This is a genomic window from Marinibacterium profundimaris (assembly GCF_002210095.1).
GTDB classification, from domain to species: Bacteria; Pseudomonadota; Alphaproteobacteria; order Rhodobacterales; family Rhodobacteraceae; genus Marinibacterium; species Marinibacterium profundimaris.
Genome location: NZ_AQQR01000033.1, coordinates 13,574 through 33,067 on the forward strand (window position 1 = coordinate 13,574; position 19,494 = coordinate 33,067).

The window sequence follows — 19,494 nt, forward strand, 5'->3', positions numbered from 1 at the left end:
ATCTCCAAGCGGACCGAGGAGGCAACGATCATGGCATCGCGCGCAGTCTGGAAAGGGCAGCTGCGGCTGTCGCTGGTGTCCATCCCGGTCGAGATCCACTCGGCCCGGAACGCCTCGGGCAAGGTGTCGTTCCGCCAGATCCACGCGCCTTCGGGCAAACCCGTCCGCTACCAGAAGACGGTCAAGGGTGTCGGGCCGGTCGAGACCGACGACATCATGAAGGGCTACGAGACGGACGACGGCGATTACATCCTTCTGGACAAGGACGAGATCGACGCCATCAAGCTGGAAACTCGCAAGACGCTTGAGCTGGTGCAGTTCGTCGAGACCCGCGAAATCGCCCCGATCTGGTTCGACCGGCCCTATTACGTGGTGCCCTCGGACGAGCTGGCCGAGGATGCCTATCGCGTGATCCGCGACGCCCTGCGCAGCACCGGCAAGGCGGGGCTTGGCCAGCTGACCATGCGGGGCAAGGAATACCTTTGCGCGATCCGCCCCTGCGGCGACGGGCTGCTGATGGAAACGCTGCATTACGAGAAGGACATCCGCGACGCCGATCCGCTGTTTTCCGGGATCGAGGACGAGGCCTCGGACGAGGAGCTTCTGGAGGTCGCGACCCAGCTGATCGAGAAGAAGACCGCGCCCTTCGATGCCTCGGCCTTCGAGGATCATTACGCCTCGGCGCTGCGCGATCTGATCGCGGCGAAGATGAAGAACAAGAAGACGCCGCGCGCCAAGGCGCCGGAGGACGACGGCGGGGAGGGCGAAAACGTCGTCGACCTGATGGATGCGCTGAAGAAAAGCCTCAAGCAGGGCAAGGGCGGCTCGGGCCGCCGGAAGAAGGCATCATGAGATCGCTCGACGCCTACGAGAAGAAGCGCGATTTCGACGTCACGCCCGAGCCGCGCGCCGCCCTGGTCGAGGCCGGCGGCAACCGGCTGTCCTTTACGGTGCAGAAACACGATGCCAGCCGCCTGCATTACGATTTCCGGCTGGAATGGGGCGGCGTGCTGCTGTCCTGGGCGGTGACAAAGGGGCCGTCCGCCGACCCGTCGCAGAAGCGGCTGGCGGTGCGCACCGAGGATCACCCGGTGTCCTACGGCGATTTCGAGGGCACGATCCCCGAGGGGGAATACGGCGGCGGCCCCGTCATGCTGTGGGACACCGGATGGTGGGAGCCGCTGCATGATCCCGAGGAGGGGCTGAAGGCGGGCAAGCTGCATTTTCGCCTGCACGGCACGCGCATGAGGGGCGGCTGGGCGCTGGTGCGGATGCGCCGCAAGAAGGGCGAGACGCGCGACAACTGGCTTCTGATCAAGGAGCGCGACAGCCATGCGGGGCGCAGCGCCGACGCGCTGACCAACAAACACCGGACCAGTGTTTCTACGGGCCGTGCGATGCGGGCGATCCGGCAGGGAAGGGACCCCTATGAGCCGGTCCCGCACGACAAGCCGCTGCCGCGCTTTCGCAAGGTGCAGCTTGCCACGCTGCGCGACGCCCCGCCCGAGGGCGACGGATGGCAGCACGAGGCCAAGTTCGACGGCTATCGCTGCCTGATCGCCGTGGGCAAGGGCGGCGTTCGGCTTTACACCCGCAACGGCAAGGACTGGTCGGACCGGTTCGGCGCGCTTTGCGCCCCGGCGGCGACGCTGGACTGCCGGTCGGCGCTGATCGACGGCGAGGTGATCGCCGGGGCAGGGGGCGGCGATTTCTCGGCGCTGCAAACGGCGCTGAAGGCGGGCGATCCGCTGACCTTCCACGCCTTCGACCTTCTTGCGCTTGATGGCGATGACCTGACCGGCAAGCCCCTGTCGGAACGTCGAGCGGTCCTTGAGGATCTGTTGCGCGACCAGCCGCCGCGCGGGCCGTTGCGGCTGAGCCCGGTGATCGACGGGGACGGCGCGGCGGCCCTTGCCGCGATCTGCGAGGCGGGGGGCGAGGGGATCGTCTCGAAGCGCCGGGATGCGCCTTATCGCGGCGGGCGCGGACAAAGCTGGATCAAGGCCAAGTGCATCCGCCGGGCCGAATTCGTCGTCGCCGGCTGGTCGCCCTCGGACAAGCGGGGCAGGGCGTTTTCCTCTCTTGTCCTGGGGAGTTTCGAACACGACCGGCTTGTCTACCGGGGCCGCGTGGGGACCGGGTTCGACCAGCAGGACCTCGATGATCTCATGGCGGCGCTGAAGCCGCTGTCGCGCAAGACCGCACCCTTCGACGAGGACCTGCCGTCGGAGGCGGAGGGGTCGCGCTGGGTCACGCCGAAGCTGGTGGTCGAGGTTGCCTATACCGAATTCACCAGCGAGGGCCGGATCCGCCATGGGGTCTATGAGGGCCTGCGCGAAGACAAGGAGGCCCGTGACGTGAGTGCAGAGGCGGAAGCCGGGACCGACAGCGGGACCGAAGACGACGACCGGCAGATCGGAGGCGTGCGGATCTCGAGCAGTGGGCGCGTCGTCTACCCCGACGACGAGATTTCGAAGGGGGATGTGGCGGAGCATTACGCGCGCGTGGCCGGGCGCATGCTGGAGCACATCGCGGATCGCCCGCTGTCCCTGCTGCGCTGCCCCGACGGCCTGTCGGGCGACTGCTTTTTCCAGAAACACGCCGGCAAGGACTTTCCCGACGGGATAAAGACCCTGCCGATCGAGGAAAAGGACGGCGGGACAGAGGATTACATGTATGTCACCCGACCCGAGGGCCTTCTGGGTGCGGCGCAGATGGGCACTTTGGAATTCCACATCTGGGGCGCCCGCCGCGACCGGATCGAGAGGCCCGACAGGATGGTCTTCGACCTCGATCCCGACGAGGGCCTGGGCTTTGACGCGGTGAAGGCGGCGGCGGAGGACGTGCGCGACGGGCTGCAGGCCTGTGGCCTGGAAAGCGTGCCGATGGTCACCGGCGGAAAGGGCGTGCATGTCATCGTGCCGCTGCGCCGCATCTCGGAATGGGAAACGGTGACCTATTTCGCCCGGACCTTCGCCACCGTGCTCGCCGGGCGCGCGCCCGACCGCTACACCGCGACCATGTCGAAGGCCAAGCGCAAGGGCAGGATATTCATCGACTGGCTGCGCAACGAACGCGGCGCCACCGCCATCGCGCCCTATTCCCTGCGGGCCCGGCCCGGTGCGGCGGTCGCGGTGCCGGTCACCTGGGACGAACTTGCGCGGCTGGAGCGGCCGGACGGGTTCCACATCGGCGACATGGCCGACCGCCTGTCGCGGTCCTGCCCCCTGGACGCGGCCGACGCGTCCGGGGTGGGGGCCACGGCCGTCGATGCGCTGGAGACATGGTCCCAGGGCTGAGCCCTGCAATGCCTGACCCCTTGCCACCGCCGGATGCCCCCGGGTCTTTGGCGCCCGGCGGTCCGGCGGCGTCTGGCTCCGTCACATCATCGGGATGCCACCGGTGACCTCCACCGTCGCGCCGTTGGTGTGGCTCGACAGCGGATCGGCCAGCATGACATAGGCGGTCGCCAGCTCGGCGGGCTGTGCCGGCCGGCCCATCGGATTGCTTTCGCCGAAATGCGCCACCGACTCGGCCGGGAGGGTCGCGGGGATCAGCGGTGTCCAGACCGGGCCGGGCGCAACGCAGTTCACGCGCACATCGCGCGGCGCCAGCATCTGGGCCAGGCCATTGGTGAAATTCCGGACCGCGCCCTTGGTCGTGGCATAGGCAAGCAGGCCGGGGTTGGGCCGGGCGGAATTGACCGATGCGGTGTTGATGATCGACCCGCCCTTTTCCATGACCGGCACCGCCGCCTTGCAGAGATAGAACATCGCGTGGATGTTGGTGCGAAAGGTCGTCTCCCACTCTTCGTCGGTGATGTCCTCGATCGTGTCGACATGCATCTGGTGCGCCGCGTTGTTCACCAGGATGTCGAGCCGCCCGAATGCCTCGTGCGTGTCGCGCACCAGCGTGCGGCAGTGCTCGGCGTCCTGGATATCGCCGGGCATGACATAGGCGCGGCGGCCTTCCTTCTCGACCAGGGCGCGGGTCTCGTTCGCGTCGTCGTGCTCGTCCAGGTACGAGATCATGACGTCGGCGCCCTCGCGGGCATAGGCCAGCGCGACGGCGCGGCCGATGCCGCTGTCGGCGCCGGTGATCAGCGCCGCCATGCCGGTCAGCTTGCCGGAGCCCTTGTAGCTGTCCTCGCCATGATCCGGGCGCGGGTCCATCCGGTCGGTGTCGCCCGGCAGGGACTGGGGCTGTTCGGGGAAGGGGGGCTTGGGATGGTTCATGTCGTTTCTCCTTGGTGGCAGTCTCGTCGCGCCGCGGCGTCCGGCATATGCGGGGCCGCCGCGGTCTTGGTCTGCGGGGGCGCGGGCGTCACGCCATGTAGAGCGACTTGACGTTGACGAATTCCTTCATCCCGTAGCCGCCGTGCTCGCGCCCGTAGCCGGAATCCTTGACGCCGCCGAAGGGCATGTTCGGCATCGCGATGTTGTAGCCGTTGATGCTGACCATGCCGGTGTCGAAATGCTGCGAGGCCAGCTTGCGGGCCCTTTCGGCATCGCGGGAAAAGATGCCCCCGCCAAGGCCGTAGCGGCTGTCGTTGGCGATGCGCATCGCGTCCTCGTCGTCCCTGGCGCGGATGACCGAGGCGACCGGGCCGAACAGCTCGTCCTCGTAGGCCGGCTGACCCGGGGCGACATCCACCAGCACGGTTGCGGGATACCACGCCCCCTTGCGGTTCGGCACCTCGCCGCCGCAGAGCACGCGCGCGCCGTTGTCGACGCTTTTGCGGACCTGGTCGTCGAGCTTGTCGCGCAGGTCGTCGCGCGACATCGGGCCCAGGCCCGTGGCGTCGTCATAGGGGTCGCCCATTTCGATGGCGCGCATCTTCTCGGTGAACCGCTCGACGAAGGTGTCATAGTTCTTTTCGGTCACGACGAAGCGCTTGGCGTTCACGCAGGTCTGGCCGTTGTTGAAGATCCGCCCGGCGACGCAGGTCTCGACGGCCATGTCCAGATCGGCATCGTCCAGCACGATATAGGCATCATTCGAGCCCAGTTCGAGCACCGTCTTCTTCAGGTGCTTGGCCGCCTGCTCGGCCACGATCTTGCCGGCGCCGTCGCTGCCGGTCAGGGTCACGCCGCGGACAAGCTCATGTGCGATGATGGCGTTCGACTGGTCGTGGTCGATCACCAGAACCGAAAAGAGCCCCTGGGGCAGGCCCGCCTTGTCCATCACGTCGCGCAGGAACAGCCCGCTGCCGGTGCAGTTCGCGGCATGCTTGAGCAGCACGCCGTTGCCCGCCATCAGGTTGGCGATGGTGTAACGCACGGCCTGGTAACAGGGGAAGTTCCACGGCTGGATGCCGTAGATCACGCCGATCGGCGCATGGGTGATGACGCCGGTGCCGCCCTGGATCTCGCGCTCTTCGTCGGCCAGTTCCTTCGGGCCGGCAGAGGCGGTGTAATCGCAGATCGCGGCGCAAAGCTCGATCTCCTGCCGACTGTCGCCGATCAGCTTGCCGACCTCGTCGGTCATCAGCCTGGCGAAGTCTTCCTTGCTGTCGCGCAGCGCCTGCCCGATGGCAGAGATCACCTTGGCGCGCGCCTCAAGCGGCTCCTGCCGCCAGGCCTCGAAGGCGGCATGGCAGCGTTCGACAGCCTCGCGCGCTTCGGCGTCGGTCATCAGGTCGTAGGTGGCGAGGGTCTCGCCGGTGGCGGGGTTGATCGTCGTGATCGGACTGGCCATCGAAGCCTCCATGTTCGTTGAATCTGTTGCAGGCTCAACGAGGGGAGGGCGGGAATGTTTCCGTTCGGCCGGTCACGGCTACGCTACGGAACCATCCGTCGTGCCGGAACGGGCGGCCCGGCCAGGGGGGTCATCCATCCCGGTCGGGACCCGCGCCAAGGCCGGTGCCGGGATAGTGGATCGTGTTGTGGAACTGTGCCGGGCCGTCCCCGGGATTGCGGTAGCTGTGCGGCCGATCCGCCCGGAAACGCACCGCCTGGCCCGTGTCATAGCGGGTCCAGCGGCCGTCCAGCTTCAGTTCGACGGCCCCTCGTGTCACGAAGATATCCTCGACCACGCCATCGTCATGGGGATGCGAGACATGGGTCTGCCCCGGCCGCAGGTGGATCAGGAAGGTTTCCGACCCGAAGGCGGGATCGTAGGGAAACAGCGTGTCGAAGCTGATGCTGTCGTCGAACCGCACCCGGCTGGCCGGGGCAAGGCGGTGGGGGGCGGCCGGGTCCAGCCCCTCGATGAAGGCGCTCAGCGGCTGGTGGAACCCCTTGGCCAGCTTCCACAGGGTGATCAGCGTGGGCGAGGATTCGCCGCGTTCGATCTGACCCAGCATCGCCTTGCTGACGCCGGTGACCTCGGCCGCCTGCGCCAGGCTCAGCCCGGCGCGGGTCCGGACCGCCCTGAGCGTCACCTTCGGGATCGCGGTGTCGGTGGTGGCCTTGGGGGTCATGGATCATCCTGTCCGGGCCTGCCGCGTGCCGCGTGCGGATGCCGCGGGCAGAAACCCTCTTGTGCGTTATAGCGTCCGTGCGTTATGACGGCCATGGCCGTTATAGCGCACGCATGGCGTCCCGTTCAAACCCTTTGCGTCCCGCGCGGGCGCCTCACCGCAGACCCACGGACACCCCATGTCAGGCCCCATGTCAGGATTGAAGCTTTCCCACGTCGTATCCGGCGCCATCGCGGTCCTGCTGGGCTATACAAGCAGCGTCGCGATCATCTTCCAGGCGATCGACGTGCTGGGCCTGACGCAGGCCGAGGCCAACAGCTGGATGCTCGTTCTCGGGCTGGGGATGGGCCTGTCGACGCTGGTTCTGTCGCTCAGGTTCCGGATGCCGATCCTCACCGCCTGGTCCACGCCCGGGGCGGCGCTGCTGGTACTCAGCCTTGACGGCGTGTCGCTGCCCGAGGCGACCGGCGCCTTCCTGGTCTGCGGCGCGCTGCTGACGCTGACCGGGGTGACAGGGTGGTTCGAGAAGGTCGCCCACCTGATCCCGGATGCCATCGGCAGCGCGATGCTGGCGGGGATCCTGTTCCGCTTCGGTCTGGGCGTGTTCTCGTCGATGGAGGACAACCTGCCGCTGGTCGCCACCATGTGCGCCACCTACCTGGCCGGGCGGCGCTGGTTCGCGCGGTTCACCATTCCGGCAGTGCTGCTGGTGGGCATCCTGTTCTGCCTGGCGACCGGGGCCTTCGACACGGGCGCGACGTTCACCTTCACCCTGGCTAAGCCGGTCCTTACGCTGCCGGAGTTCACGCTGACCGCCGCGATCGGCATCGCGCTGCCGCTGTATATCGTGACCATGTCGTCGCAGAACATGCCCGGTGTCGTGACGCTGAAGGCGGCGGGCTACCGGCCGCCGGTCTCGGCCGCAATCACCGTCACGGGGCTGACCACGCTGATCCTGGCGCCCTTCGGCGGCTATGCCTTCAACCTGGCGGCCATCACCGCGGCGATCTGCGCCGGGCCGGAGGCGGACGAGGACCCCGCGACGCGCTGGAAGGCGGGGGTGGTGACGGGCGTGGTCTATTGCATCGTGGGCCTGCTGGGCGCGGCGGTCATCAGCCTGTTCCTGATCGCGCCCCAGGCTTTGGTCGTGACGATCGCCGGGCTGGCGCTCTTGAACACGATCTCGGGCGCGCTGAGCACCGCGCTGGCGGATCCGGGGCAGCGGGAGGCGGCGGTTGTCACCTTCATGACCACGGTGTCGGGGATCACCTTCCTCAACATCGGCGCGCCGGTCTGGGCGCTTGTGCTGGGCGGGTTGACGGCCTTCGTGCTGCGCCCGCGACGGGTGGCCGGCTGAGGCGCCGGAAAGCGCCCGTAATGAGACTTATGTAAATTTCATGAACAGGCCGCCCGGGCGGGCGTCAGCCTTGCGGCACCACCCCAAGGGTCTCTTCGCCCAAAAGCGTGTCGCGGAAATGGTCCAGCGCCATCGAGATCGCGCCCATCTGTCCCGCCCGATTGCCGACGCCCGAGATTTCAAGCGCGACGGGATCGGGCATGCAGCCGGCCAGCGCCTCGCGCACCAGCTCCAGCAGTTCGGGCCGCGCGCCGATACTGCCGCCGAAGATCACCACCTCGGGGTCGAAGATCGACCGGATCGCGACGATGGCCATGGCCAGGGCCCGCGCGACCTCGCGCATGACGCGCAGCGCGATGGGGCAGCCTTCGGCCATGCGGTCGAACAGGCCGATCATGGTGACGTCCGCGGCGCCACCGGCCGCGCGGTACCGGTCGAGGATCGCGGCGCTGGAAATCGCCGTCTCCAGCGTGCCGGCGCGGTGGTTGCGGCTGTCGAACGGGTCCCCGGCGACGGGCAGCCAGGCGATTTCGCCCGCGGCCCCATGCGCGCCGCGCACGATCCGGCCCTCGGACACCAGGCCAAGGCCGACCCCGGTGCCCATGGCGAGGAAGGCGAAGGTGCCCGTCGGGCGGGGATGGCCGCGCCAGATCTCGCCCTTGGCCGCCAGCGTCACGTCGTTCTCGACGAACACCGGCATGTTCAGCGCGGCGCCAAGCGCCTCTTCAAGGTTGATGTCTTCCAGCCCGGCGAGGTTGGTGACCATGCTGAACCGCCCCGTCGCCCGGTCATAGGCGCCGGGCACCCCCAGCGCGCCGCAGAAGATCCGGTCGACCGGCAAGCCGTTCTCCTCGGCCAGCGCCAGCGTCATCCGCGCGATCTGCGCGATCACGGCCGGCCCCCCGGCGGCATCGGTCGGCTCCACCCGTTCTGCGACGATCTCGCCCGACAGGTCGGAAAAGGCGATGCTCAGCTTGGTGCCGCCCAGGTCGCCGCCCCAGACATAGGCGCGTTTGCCGTTCAGTTCGTAGTTGGTCGCGCTGCGCCCCACCTGCCCGCGCTGCTGGCCGACCTCGCAGACCCAGTCCTCTTTCTGAAGCAGCCGCACGACCTCGGACGTCGTCTGCTTCGACAGGCCGGTGCGCCGCGCGATCTCGGCCCGCGAAATCGGCCCGCCCGAGACGATCTCGCGCAGGATGGCGCGCTGCGAACTGCGCCGGCTGTGAGTGGCCCCGGGAAAGGCGGTCATGTCGCCGCCTGGCTCCCGTATCCGGTCCGGCTGGCTCATGCGGTTTCCAGTGCTTTGCCGGTTTCGGGATCGAAAAGGTAGACCGACGCCGCCGGAACACTCACCGACAGCGTGGTGTCGAGGTCCACGCCGGTCAGCCCCTCGCCCTGTGCCACCACCGGGTGCCGCCCGGCGGACAGGTGCACGAGCGCCTCGTGGCCCAGGCGTTCCACGATCTCGACCTGGCCGGGGATGGTCAGGCCGTCCGGGGCCCCGGTCGTCGGTTTCAGGTCCGGCGGGCGGATGCCCACGGTGACGGCGCCGGGACGCACGGACCCGGGCAGCCGGCCGCCCGCGCCCTCGATCCCGTCCAGTGTCAGCCGGCCGTCCGCATCGACCGTGCCGGGCAGCAGGTTCATCGACGGGCTGCCGATGAACTGCGCGACGAAGGTGTTGACCGGCCGCGCGTACAATTCGTCCGGCGTGCCCAGCTGTTCGATCCGTCCGTCGCGCATGATGGCGATGCGGTCGGCCAGCGTCATCGCCTCGACCTGGTCGTGGGTGACGAAGACGATGGTGGATTTCAGCCGCTGGTGCAGGCGCTTGACCTCAAGCCGCATCTGCGCGCGCAGCTGCGCGTCGAGGTTCGACAGCGGCTCGTCGAACAGGAACACCGCCGGGTCGCGCACCATGGCGCGGCCGATGGCGACGCGCTGGCGCTGCCCGCCCGACAGCTGCGAGGGCTTGCGGTCCAGAAGCGGCGTCAGGTCGAGGATCTCGGCGGTCTCGCGGATCCGCCTGTCCTTGTCGACCTTGCTCAGCGGCGAGGTGCGCAGGCCGAAGCCGATGTTCCGGTGCACGGTCATGTGCGGGTAGATCGCGTAGTTCTGGAAGACCATCGCGATGTTGCGGTCCTTGGGTTCGAGGTTGTTGACGACCCGCCCGTCGATGGCGATCTCGCCGCCCGAGGCCTCTTCAAGCCCCGCCAGCATGCGCAGGGTCGTGGACTTGCCACAGCCCGAGGGCCCGACGAGGACGACGAATTCGCCATCGGCGATCTCCAGGTCGATTCCGTGCAGGACGACCGTTTCGTCGAAGCGTTTGACCAGCTTGCGAAGTGCAACGTCTGCCATGTCTCAGACCTCCTGCGCCGAGGTGCGAAGCGCGTCGAACCTGTCTTGCAGCAGCGCATCGGCGGCCTGCTGGCGGTCCTGATGCGCGGCGGCGCGGGCGTCCAGTGCCGCCAGCGTGGCGCCATAGCTTTCCAATGCCTCGTCCATCGCTGCCGGGGCGGGCCCGCCGAACCGGTCGCGGACGGCGACAAAGCGTTCCGGGCCGACGGCCTCGCGAAAGGCGGCCTCGTCCAGTGTCGTGGCGCGGCCCGCGTGTTGGGCAAAGGCGTCGCGGAAGGCCGGGAACCCCTGGCTCAGCACGCTGTCCTCGGCCACCACGGCGCGGGCCGTGGCGGTGGCGATCTCGTGCGCCTGGCGGAAGGACAGCCGCTCGGACCGGACCAGCGTATCGGCCAGTTCGGTGATGGTGATGCAGGACCGGTCGATGTTGCGGCGCACGTTGTCGGGCCGCACCTCGGCCTGCGCCAGCAGCGCGGCCAGCAGCTCCGCGACCCGCCCGGCGGTGTCGAAGGCGCGCGCGCCGGCCACCTGCACCTCGCTCTCGCTGTCGTTCATGTCGGTGTTGGGCGTGTTGTGCATCGTCCGCACCAGCGCATCGGCCTGGCCAGAGGCGGTGGAGGCCAGGTGGCGCAGGTGCTCGATCGGCACCGGGTTGCGTTTCTGCGGCATGATGGAGCTGATCTGGACGAGCGCGTTGCTGACGTAAAGCTGGCCGACCTCGAAGGCGGTCCAGTACTGGAAATCCTGCACCAAACGGCCGAGGTGCAGCATCATCAGCGACAAGGCCGAATAGGTCCCCGTGAGGTAATCCACCCCGGCGATGGAGGCGTAGGAATTGCGCGTGGGCGCGGCAAAGCCGGTCAGTTCGGCCATCAGATGGCGGTCGACGGGAAAGCCGCTGGTGGTGATGGCGGCCGCGCCCATGGGCGACAGGTCCACCACCGCGCGGGCGTCCTCCAGCCGCTCGAGATCGCGCAGAAGCGTCTCGAGCGCGCCCGACAGGTAATGACCATAGGTCGTGGGCTGGGCCGGCTGGCCATGGGTATAGGCGACGACGATCTCGGCCCTGTTGCGCGTGGCCGCGTCCAGCATCGCCTGCGCCAGCGCCCGGCCCTTGGCCAGGAAATCGTCCAGCAGCCCCTTCAGGCGGATCCGCAGGATCGCATGGTCCAGGTCGTTGCGGCTGCGCGCGGTGTGCAGGGCGCCGCCCAGCTCGGCGCCGACATGGGCCTTCAGCGCGGCTTCGACCTCGAAGAAGAGATCCTCGTAGGCGCCGGTGTATTCAGCCGGTTCCAGAATGTCGCTGGCCTCGACCTGCGCCAAAGCGGCGGCGATGCGCGCGGCGTCGGCCTGCGGCAGCACGCCGGTTTCGGCCAGCATCACGCAATGCGCCCGGTTGATCCGGATCAGCGGCTCGCCGAACAGCGCCTTGGCGTGATCGTACAGCGGCGCCAGCACGGTGCGGGCATAGACCGGGTCGGGAAAGCGGCTGGTGTCGTGGTGCGAAGGGTCTCTCATGTCAGCCTTTCAGTCCGGACAGCACGACGCCCCGGATGATGTATTTCTGCAGAAGGATGAAGACGATCAGCGTCGGGATGGTCGAGACGGCCGCGCCGGTCATCACCATTTCCCAGCGGGTCAGGTTCTCGCTCGCAAACGACGACAGGCCCACGGGCACGGTGAACAGGTCCCTGTCCGAGGTGACGATCAGCGGCCAGAGGAAGGCCGTCCAGTTGCCCAGGAAGGTGAAGATCGCCAGCGCCGAGAGCGCCGGTGTGACCAGCGGCATGGCGATCTCCCACCAGATGCGGAATTCCGACAGCCCGTCGATCCGCGCCGCGTCGATCAGCTCATCCGGAACCGTGCCGAAGAACTGGCGCATCAGGAAGACGCCGAAGCCGGTGATCAGCCCGGGGAACATGATGCCCCAGTAGCTGTCCAGCCAGCCCATGTGCGAGCTCATGACATACCACGGGATCACCAGCATCTCGGTCGGGATCATCAGCGTCGACAGGATCGCGATGAAGACAAGGCCGCGACCGCGGAACCTGTACTTGGCCAGCGTGTAGCCGATCAGGCTGTCGAAGAAGAGCACCGAGGCGGTGACGATCGTCGAGGTGATCAGCGAGTTGACGAACCACGCGGTGAACCGGCCGTCGGCGAAAAGCTCGGCATAATTCGCCAGCGTCGGGCGCGCGGGGATGAACCGCAGGTCATAGACCTGGTCCGGTGTCTTGAGCGAGGTCGAGATCATGAACAGGAACGGCATGATCATCACGATCCCGCCCATCGCCAGCAGGGTCCAGGTCAGGACCCGGACGGGGCGGACGGGTTTGCGGAAGGCGGTGATGTCGGTGATGCTCATTCGGACCTCAGCAGGCGCAGCTGCACGACGGTGATGGCCAGCAGCACCACGAACAGGACCATGGTCTGCGCGGTGGCATAGCCCATTTCATAATCGACGAAGGCGGAATTGTAGATGTTCAGCACCAGCGGCCGCGTGGCGTTCAGCGGCCCGCCCTGCCCGTCCACCGTCATGTTGTAGACCTGGTCGAAGATCCGCAGGAACCCGATGGACGACACCACGATCAGGAACAGAAGCGTGGGCTTCAGCAGCGGCAGCGTGATCTCCCACAGGATGGTCCATGGGCCCACGCCGTCGATCCGGGCGGCCTCGTAATAGGTGTCCGGGATCGCGCGCAGCCCGGCCAGGAAGATGATCACCTGAAAGCCCAGACCCGCCCAGACCGCCGGCGCCAGGACCGAGGGCAGCGATTGCGTCATCGACCGCAGGAAGGGCTGCTGCGGCAGGCCCATCGCCGACAGGATCTGGTTGAAAAGCCCGATCGGCACCGGTTCATAGAACCAGCGCCAGACCCAGGCCATGGCGACGGCGGTGGTCAGGTAGGGCACGAAGTAAAGCGCCCGGATGAAGCCGTGCATGAAGCGCACGCGATCCAGGTAATAGGCCACCGCGAACGAGATCGTCAGGCTGACCGGCAGGCCGATCGCCAGGTATTTGAACGTGTTGCCGAAGACCTTCCAGAACACCGGATCCCCGAACATGCGCACGTAATTGTCGAGGCCCACGAAGTCGCGCGGGCCCATCATCGGCCCCTCGGTCAGGGAAATCCAGCTGGACTGGAACGTGGGCCAGAACCGGACCACGACGAAGAAAAGGACCGGGACGATCAGGAACATCCAGGCGGTCGCGGCCCGTTTCTGGCCGACGGTCATGGTATCGCGAAAGGACATGGGGGCCTCCGGTGCGGTGCGGGTGGCGGCGCCGTGGCCGCCACCCGGCGCCGGTTACTCGGTGTAGAAACTGTCGAGCAGCTTCTGTTCTTCCTCGGCGGCGGTGGCCAGCGAGTCCTCGACCGAGACGCCGCCGATGTTGATCCGGTCGATCATGTCGAGCCAGATCTGCCGCTGCGCGCTTTCGTTGACGAACTCGGTGGTCTGCGCCGTTTCAAGCCCCGCGATGAACGGGCCATAGACCGGATCATTCGCATTCGCCTCGGTCAGCGCGACCGACGGCTTCGCCGGCAGCTCGCCCACCACGTCCAGCCACAGCTGCATCGCCTCGTCGGTGGTCAGGTAGGCCAGGAACTTCTCGGCCGCGGCCAGCTCCTCGCCCTCGACGCCCGCCGCGATGCCGTTGACCCAGTAGGACGCATAGTTCGACGTCACGCCGTTGTGGCTGGGCAGCGGGGCCACGCCCCAGTTCAGCCCTTCCATCGACTGCACCGCGCCGATCCGGAACGACCCGTCGATCAGGATCCCGGCCCGCTGCGCGGCAAAGGAGGCCTGGCTTTCGTTCATGAAGCCGTAATCCGTCGCCTTGTCCTCCATGAAGAGGTCCGTGTAGGCGTGCAGCGCCTGGGCGCCCTCCTCGGTGTTGTAGGTCACTTCGGTGCCGTCGTCGGAATAGGGCTGGCCGCCGAACTGGCGCATCAGCACCTCGCGCCAGTAATGCGCGTCCTGCGACACCGGCGTGGCGGTGATGCCCGCGACCAGCAGGTTGCCGCCCGCGTCACGTTCGGAAATCGCCATCGCCGCCTCGACCAGCTCGTCATGGGTTGCGGGCGGGTTTTCGGGGTCCAGCCCGGCCTTCTCGAACAGGTCCTTGTTGTAGAACATCGCCAGCGAGCGCACCGCCGTCGGCAGGCCCATATAGGCGCCGTCGATCTTCATCCGCTCGACGATGGGAAAGAACTCTTCCTCGATCTCGGCCGGCGGAAAGGCCTCGGTCGAGAGCGGCTGGATCAGGCCGGCCTTCATGTAATCGGGCAGCCAGCCATAGTAGAACTGCATGACATCCGGCCCCTCGCCCGCCGGCACGGCGGCGGCGACCTTGGTGCGGAACTGGGCATAGGGGAAATGCGTGTGCTTGACCGTGATGTCGGGGTTCGCCTCCTCGAAGGCCTCGATCAGCTGGTCGATCGCCTTGACGCGCCCGTCGAAGAAATACTGCCAGTATTCGATTTCGACCGCCGATGCGGGCGCGGCGGTCAGTGCGGCGGCAAGGCCCGCCGCGGCCGTGGTAAGCTTGAGTTTATGGGTCATGTGTCAACCTCCGTGTTGCTGTGGGATGCCGCAGTTCGGCTGCGGCTTGGTCTGTTGTTCCGTCTTGTCAGCCTGTCCCGGGGCGATAGACATAGCCGCCCCCGTCCCGTGCGATCCGGCCCAGCTGCAGCCCGTCCCGGAAATGCCCGGCCCCGATGCGCCAGTCCTCGTCGGCCGCCCGCGCGAGAAAGGCCTCGCGGCTGGCCCGCGCGGTTTCGGCATCATGGTCGGCGCGGTGCGACCATGCGGGCCGTTCCACCTGCGCGGGGCAGTGAAAAACATCTCCTGCCACCGCGATCGTGTCGCGCCCGGTGTCGATCAGCACCGATTGATGGCCCGGCGTATGACCCGGCGTCGGCAGGTAACGGATCCGGTCGGCGATCCGCGCGCCATCCTCCAGCGCCTCGACCCGGCCGGCCTCGACCAGCGGCTTGAGGCAGGTCTCGTAGGCGATCAGGTGATGCTCTCCCATGCCCGGCGCGCCGGCCTCGAAATGGGCCAGGTCCGCTGCCGGGGCGACATGGCGGGCCTTCGGAAAAAACGGCCCCTCCGGCCCCATGGTCCATCCGATATGGTCCATGTGAAGATGGGTGAAGACCACCAGGTCGATCTCGTCCGGGCGCACCCCGGCCATCTCCAGCCCCACGGTAAGGCTGCCGTAAAGGCCGCCCAGATAGCGGTTGGGGCCCGGCCCGATCCCGGTATCCACCATCACCGCCCGGCCATCGATCCGCAGCAGGAAGCAGCCGAGGCTGGGCTGAAACCGGCCCTCGCCGTCCAGACCGGCGCAGGTCAGGCCGGACCAGTCCGCCGCCGCGACCTGCGGGAACGACCAGCTCACGTCGACCGGAGCCGGAACCGCATCGATCATCGGCAGGATCATCTTATCCGGCGTCGGCAGAGTGGACACCTTGGCGGCCCTTCCATTCGTTCCATTGCAGAACAAACTTGCCGTTGAGACGGCGTCTGTCAACTGTGAATCCCGGAGATCAGGCGTTATCCATCGCTATTTAGTTCCAAAAAGTTCCAAAAGGCCCATCGTCCGGCCCTCCGGACCGGGCACAGGCGCCCGCGCTTTCCGTCACGGGATGCGGCGCGACCGGAACATTTGCCATACGGCACGGGTTGGGTTCATGATGTCGTCGCGCGCATGTCGGACGCGGAGTGCCGCGCCGTCCCGCCTGATAGGCGATCCGCACTTGCTGCGCATCCGGCGTTTCCGGCCCGCCGCGGGCCGAAAAACCGCGGTCGGATCACAAGGGGACGGACCGGGGGACGGACCGGCCCGCCCCCGTCGACCACCAGGAAGGACCTGATCATGCTTCATTCCGCCACCACACCCTCCCGCCGGGCCCATGCCCGCACCGATGCGCTGACGCGGTCGCCCGGCCTGACGGGCCTTCTGACGGGCGGGCTGCTGCTCGCCGCGACCGCCCTTGGCGCCGGCCTGCTGCCGGGTCCCGCCGCGTCTCAGGAGGCCGGGGAGGAGGTCAGCTTTGTCTCGGCCGAGGGCGCCGACATCGGCACCGCCACCCTCACATCCACCCCCGCCGGGCTGCTGATCGAGCTCGACCTGCACGACCTGACGCCCGAGAGCTGGCACGGGTTCCACATCCACGAAACCGGCGCCTGCGATCCCGGCGAAGGCTTCAAGACCGCCGGCGGCCATTTCGCGGGCGATGCCACGGCACATGGGTTCATGGTCGAAGGCGGCCCCCACGTGGGTGACATGCCGAACCAGTATGTCGCCGCGGATGGCACTCTGAAGGCGCAGGTGCTCAACACCATGGCCATTCTGGGCGGAGAGCAGGACAACGTCTCGGGGCGCGCGCTGATGCTGCACGGCGGCGCGGACGATTATGAAAGCCAGCCGTCAGGCGCGGCCGGCGACCGGGTCGCCTGCGCGGTGATCCCGGAGTAACCGCAAGCCTCCCACCCTGCCCTTCCAGTAAAAGGCCCTGCGCCCCACGGCGCAGGGCCCGATGCGCTTGACCCGGTGTCCCGGCACCGCCCCCCCTGTGGCCCCCTGTCCTTCCGTCTACGCAACGGCACGACCGCCTCCTGCGGATCCGAACGCGGTCGGCGCGCGTTGTCCGAAAAAAGCAAGAGGAGACACCCACATGAGCCAGGCCCCGGACAGCGCCGACCGACAATCTTCCGCACCGTCTTCGATGCGCGACATGCTCGACAGCCTGTCCGACTCGGCTCATGGCGAAGAGACCTCGCTCGATGACATCGTCGAGGCGCTGGGGCAGGCGTCCTTCGTGCCGGTCCTGCTTGCGCCGGCGCTCGCGGTGGTCACGCCGCTGTCCGGCATTCCCCTGTTCTCCAGCTTCTGCGGCATCTTCATTGCGCTGGTGGCCGGTCAGTCCCTGATCGGGCGAAGCCACCTCTGGCTGCCCGGCTGGCTGACCCGGCGGGCGGTGCCCACCAAGCGGCTGAAGAAGGGCATCGACCAGCTGCGCAAGCCGGCCGCCTGGATCGACCGCCATTCCGGGGAACGCCTGACCTTTCTGGTCACGCCGCCCGCCGACCGGCTGATCTTTCTCGCCTGCCTGCTCTGCGGCATGGCCATGCCCCTGCTCGAGGTCGTGCCCTTCTCGTCCTCGATCCTGGGCGCCGCCGTCACGCTGATGGCCTTCACGTTGCTGGCGCGCGACGGGCTCTTCGCGCTGCTGGCGCTGGTGGTCATCGCAGGCGGGCTGACACTGGCGGTGCGGTCGATCTGACCGGAGGCCCCGGACACGGGCGATCAAAATCCCGGGAACAATCCGGACCGCCGCGCCGTTCACGGGGCATGACAAGACACAAGCGTGACCCGGCGCGACCTGGGCGTGATCTGTCGCGTGCGGCAGCGATCGGCCGGGTGGTTCCGCTTCTCGGGCTGGCCGCCTGCGGGGGCGAGCAATCGGCGCTGAACCTGGCCGGGCGCGACGCCGCCTCTATCGGGCAGCTGTTCTGGGTCATGCTGGCCGGTGCCGTCCTTCTCTGGCTGGCACTGAACGGCGCATTCTACATCCTGTCGCACATCGCGTCGGACCGCTTCGACGAAAGATACATCCGCCCCCTGCTGATCGGCGGCGGGATCGTCCTGCCCGCCGTGGTGCTGAGCGCGCTTCTGGTCTGGGGGCTCAGCCTGCTGCCCGATCCGCGCCGCCCCGGCGACGGGCTGGTGGTGCGCGTCACCGGCGAGCAATGGTGGTGGCGCGTGGAATACTGGCCCGAGGGGGCCGATGCGCCCATCGTCTCGGCCAACGAGATCCGCCTGCCCGTCGGCCAGCGGACCGAATTCCGCCTGACCTCGGACCGCGTCATCCATTCCTTCTGGATCCCGGCCCTGGGCGGCAAGATGGACATGTTCCCGGGCCGCGAGACGATGATCAGCCTGCATCCCGACACCCCCGGCCGGTTCCGCGGCCAATGCGCCGAGTTCTGCGGGGCAAGCCACGCCTGGATGGCCTTTGCCGCGATCACCATGGAGCCGGACGCCTTCGACGCCTGGCTGGCCGCCGAAGCCGCCGATGCCGCCCCGCCCACCGGCGCCGCCGCCATGCGCGGCCAGACGGTGTTCTTTGACCAGGGCTGCGGCGCCTGCCACACGATCCGGGGTACCCCGGCGGTGGGCCAGGTCGGCCCCGACCTGACCCATGTGGGCGGCCGCGCCACCCTGGGTGCCGGCCGGTCCCCGCTTGACCTGGACGCCATCGCCGACTGGATCGCCCATACCGGGGATCTCAAGCCCGGGGTGCGCATGCCCGCCTACGACCTGCCCGAGCGGGATCTTGTCGATCTCGCGCATTACCTGGAGGGTCTGAAATGACCCGCACCCCGCCCGACAGCGCCCTGCCCGGCCCCTCCGGCCCCTGGCCCCCGACCGAGGCGATGCTGAACGAACCGGTCCCCGAGGCCGTACGGACCGCCCAGGCGGACCGGCTGCGCAAGGCCTGGGAAACGCCGTCGGGCTGGCGCTACTGGACGGCGGTGAACAATTCCGAGGTCGGGCGCTGGTACTGCATGACCGCGCTGGTCTTCATGCTGATGGCGGGGGTGATGGCCCTGCTGATCCGCGCCCAGCTGGCGGTGCCGGAAAACGACCTGATCCCGGCCGACCGGTTCAACCAGCTTTTCACCATGCACGGATCGGCGATGATGTTCCTCTTCGCCGTGCCGCTGTTCGAGGCGATCTCGATCCTGCTGCTGCCCGGGATGCTGGGCGCGCGCGACATGCCCTTCCCGCGCCTGTCGGCCTATGGCTACTGGTGCTTCCTGATCGGCGGCATCTTCGTCATCGGATCGATCTTCTTCGATGCCGCGCCGCGGGCGGGATGGTTCATGTACCCGCCCCTGGCGACCGAGGACGAAGGCCCGGGCAGCGACATCTGGCTGCTGGGCCTCAGCTTCATCGAGGTCGCCTCGATCGCCGCCGCGGTCGAGCTGATCGTGGGCTCTCTGAAATGCCGGCCGCCGGGGATGCGCGTGAACATCATGCCGCTTTATGCCTGGTACGTGCTGGTGGTGGGGGCCATGATCCTCTTCGCCTTCCCGCCGCTGATCGCCGGGGATTTCCTGTTCGAGCTGGAACGCTCCTTCGACTGGCCCTTCTTCGATCCGACCCGGGGCGGCGATCCGATGCTGTGGCAGCACCTGTTCTGGATCTTCGGGCATCCCGAGGTCTACATCATCTTCCTGCCTTCGATCGCCATCGCAGCGATGATCATCCCCACCGTCGCGCGCCGTCCCATCGTCGGCTATTCCTGGATCGTGCTGTCGGCCGTGGGCACCGGGTTCC

General features: G+C 67.9%; 17 protein-coding genes. 7 read left to right on the top strand and 10 right to left on the bottom strand.

The features are described 5' to 3' along the window. Positions 1 to 30: 30 nt before the first annotated feature. Together ku and ligD are read left to right on the top strand one after the other, a co-directional pair. Positions 31 to 852: a non-homologous end joining protein Ku gene (gene ku, locus ATO3_RS27110; RefSeq protein ID WP_088652906.1), complete on the top strand. Its 822-nt coding sequence runs from the start codon at positions 31 to 33 to the stop codon at positions 850 to 852. Further along, entirely contained in the window at positions 849 to 3,299 is a 2,451-nt protein-coding gene (gene ligD / locus ATO3_RS27115; protein WP_088652907.1) for a DNA ligase D, read from the top strand. Before ku ends, ligD begins: the two co-directional genes overlap by 4 nt. Positions 3,300 to 3,380: 81 nt before the next feature. Here ligD and ATO3_RS27120 read toward each other — a convergent pair whose 3' ends face one another. The 3 genes from ATO3_RS27120 to ATO3_RS27130 form a co-directional block, all read right to left on the bottom strand. Continuing rightward, positions 3,381 to 4,235 (bottom strand): SDR family oxidoreductase, encoded by an 855-nt coding sequence (locus ATO3_RS27120; RefSeq protein WP_088652908.1) that lies wholly within the window; start codon positions 4,233 to 4,235, stop codon positions 3,381 to 3,383. 88 nt (positions 4,236 to 4,323) lie between these two features. Further along, positions 4,324 to 5,697 carry an NAD-dependent succinate-semialdehyde dehydrogenase gene (locus ATO3_RS27125; RefSeq protein ID WP_088652921.1) on the bottom strand — a complete coding sequence of 458 codons (1,374 nt, stop codon included), beginning with the start codon at positions 5,695 to 5,697 and terminating at the stop codon, positions 4,324 to 4,326. Between the two features lie 130 nt (positions 5,698 to 5,827). Next, complete coding sequence (locus ATO3_RS27130; RefSeq protein ID WP_088652909.1) at positions 5,828 to 6,421, bottom strand: helix-turn-helix domain-containing protein; 594 nt, start codon at positions 6,419 to 6,421, stop codon at positions 5,828 to 5,830. Positions 6,422 to 6,611: 190 nt separating this feature from the next. Between ATO3_RS27130 and ATO3_RS27135 the strand changes: the two genes are divergently transcribed. Next, on the top strand, positions 6,612 to 7,778 hold the full coding sequence (locus ATO3_RS27135; RefSeq protein ID WP_088652910.1) for a benzoate/H(+) symporter BenE family transporter: 1,167 nt from the start codon (positions 6,612 to 6,614) through the stop codon (positions 7,776 to 7,778). A 64-nt stretch (positions 7,779 to 7,842) separates the two neighbouring features. On the opposite strand, the gene ATO3_RS27140 is transcribed toward ATO3_RS27135, so the two are convergent. The 7 genes from ATO3_RS27140 to ATO3_RS27170 all read right to left on the bottom strand — a co-directional run bounded on the left by ATO3_RS27140 (position 7,843) and on the right by ATO3_RS27170 (position 15,615). Then, positions 7,843 to 9,027, bottom strand: coding sequence for an ROK family transcriptional regulator (locus ATO3_RS27140; protein WP_158218081.1), 1,185 nt, complete (start codon positions 9,025 to 9,027; stop codon positions 7,843 to 7,845). A gap of 35 nt (positions 9,028 to 9,062) precedes the next feature. Then, positions 9,063 to 10,139 carry an ABC transporter ATP-binding protein gene (locus ATO3_RS27145; protein WP_088652912.1) on the bottom strand — a complete coding sequence of 359 codons (1,077 nt, stop codon included), beginning with the start codon at positions 10,137 to 10,139 and terminating at the stop codon, positions 9,063 to 9,065. Between the two features lie 3 nt (positions 10,140 to 10,142). Continuing rightward, positions 10,143 to 11,657: an argininosuccinate lyase gene (locus tag ATO3_RS27150; protein WP_088652913.1), complete on the bottom strand. Its 1,515-nt coding sequence runs from the start codon at positions 11,655 to 11,657 to the stop codon at positions 10,143 to 10,145. Position 11,658: 1 nt separating this feature from the next. Next, positions 11,659 to 12,504 (bottom strand): carbohydrate ABC transporter permease, encoded by an 846-nt coding sequence (locus tag ATO3_RS27155; protein WP_088652914.1) that lies wholly within the window; start codon positions 12,502 to 12,504, stop codon positions 11,659 to 11,661. Continuing rightward, positions 12,501 to 13,394 carry a carbohydrate ABC transporter permease gene (locus ATO3_RS27160; protein ID WP_088652915.1) on the bottom strand — a complete coding sequence of 298 codons (894 nt, stop codon included), beginning with the start codon at positions 13,392 to 13,394 and terminating at the stop codon, positions 12,501 to 12,503. The genes ATO3_RS27155 and ATO3_RS27160 overlap by 4 nt, the downstream gene beginning before the upstream one ends. Positions 13,395 to 13,448: 54 nt before the next feature. Continuing rightward, positions 13,449 to 14,705, bottom strand: coding sequence for an extracellular solute-binding protein (locus tag ATO3_RS27165; protein WP_088652916.1), 1,257 nt, complete (start codon positions 14,703 to 14,705; stop codon positions 13,449 to 13,451). 67 nt (positions 14,706 to 14,772) lie between these two features. Beyond that, positions 14,773 to 15,615, bottom strand: coding sequence for an MBL fold metallo-hydrolase (locus tag ATO3_RS27170; RefSeq protein WP_143747400.1), 843 nt, complete (start codon positions 15,613 to 15,615; stop codon positions 14,773 to 14,775). Positions 15,616 to 16,023: 408 nt separating this feature from the next. Here ATO3_RS27170 and ATO3_RS27175 point away from each other — a divergent pair, with 408 nt between their 5' ends. The 4 genes from ATO3_RS27175 to ATO3_RS27190 form a co-directional block, all read left to right on the top strand. After that, a complete protein-coding gene (locus tag ATO3_RS27175; protein ID WP_088652918.1) occupies positions 16,024 to 16,626 on the top strand; it encodes a superoxide dismutase family protein in 603 nt (200 codons plus the stop codon). A 199-nt stretch (positions 16,627 to 16,825) separates the two neighbouring features. After that, positions 16,826 to 17,434 carry an exopolysaccharide biosynthesis protein gene (locus ATO3_RS27180; protein ID WP_233152347.1) on the top strand — a complete coding sequence of 203 codons (609 nt, stop codon included), beginning with the start codon at positions 16,826 to 16,828 and terminating at the stop codon, positions 17,432 to 17,434. Positions 17,435 to 17,502: 68 nt separating this feature from the next. Then, positions 17,503 to 18,525, top strand: coding sequence for a cytochrome c oxidase subunit II (locus ATO3_RS27185; RefSeq protein ID WP_088652919.1), 1,023 nt, complete (start codon positions 17,503 to 17,505; stop codon positions 18,523 to 18,525). Further along, on the top strand, positions 18,522 to 19,494 hold a 973-nt coding region (locus ATO3_RS27190), incomplete at its 3' end, for a cbb3-type cytochrome c oxidase subunit I (protein WP_198963364.1). The genes ATO3_RS27185 and ATO3_RS27190, both read left to right, overlap by 4 nt.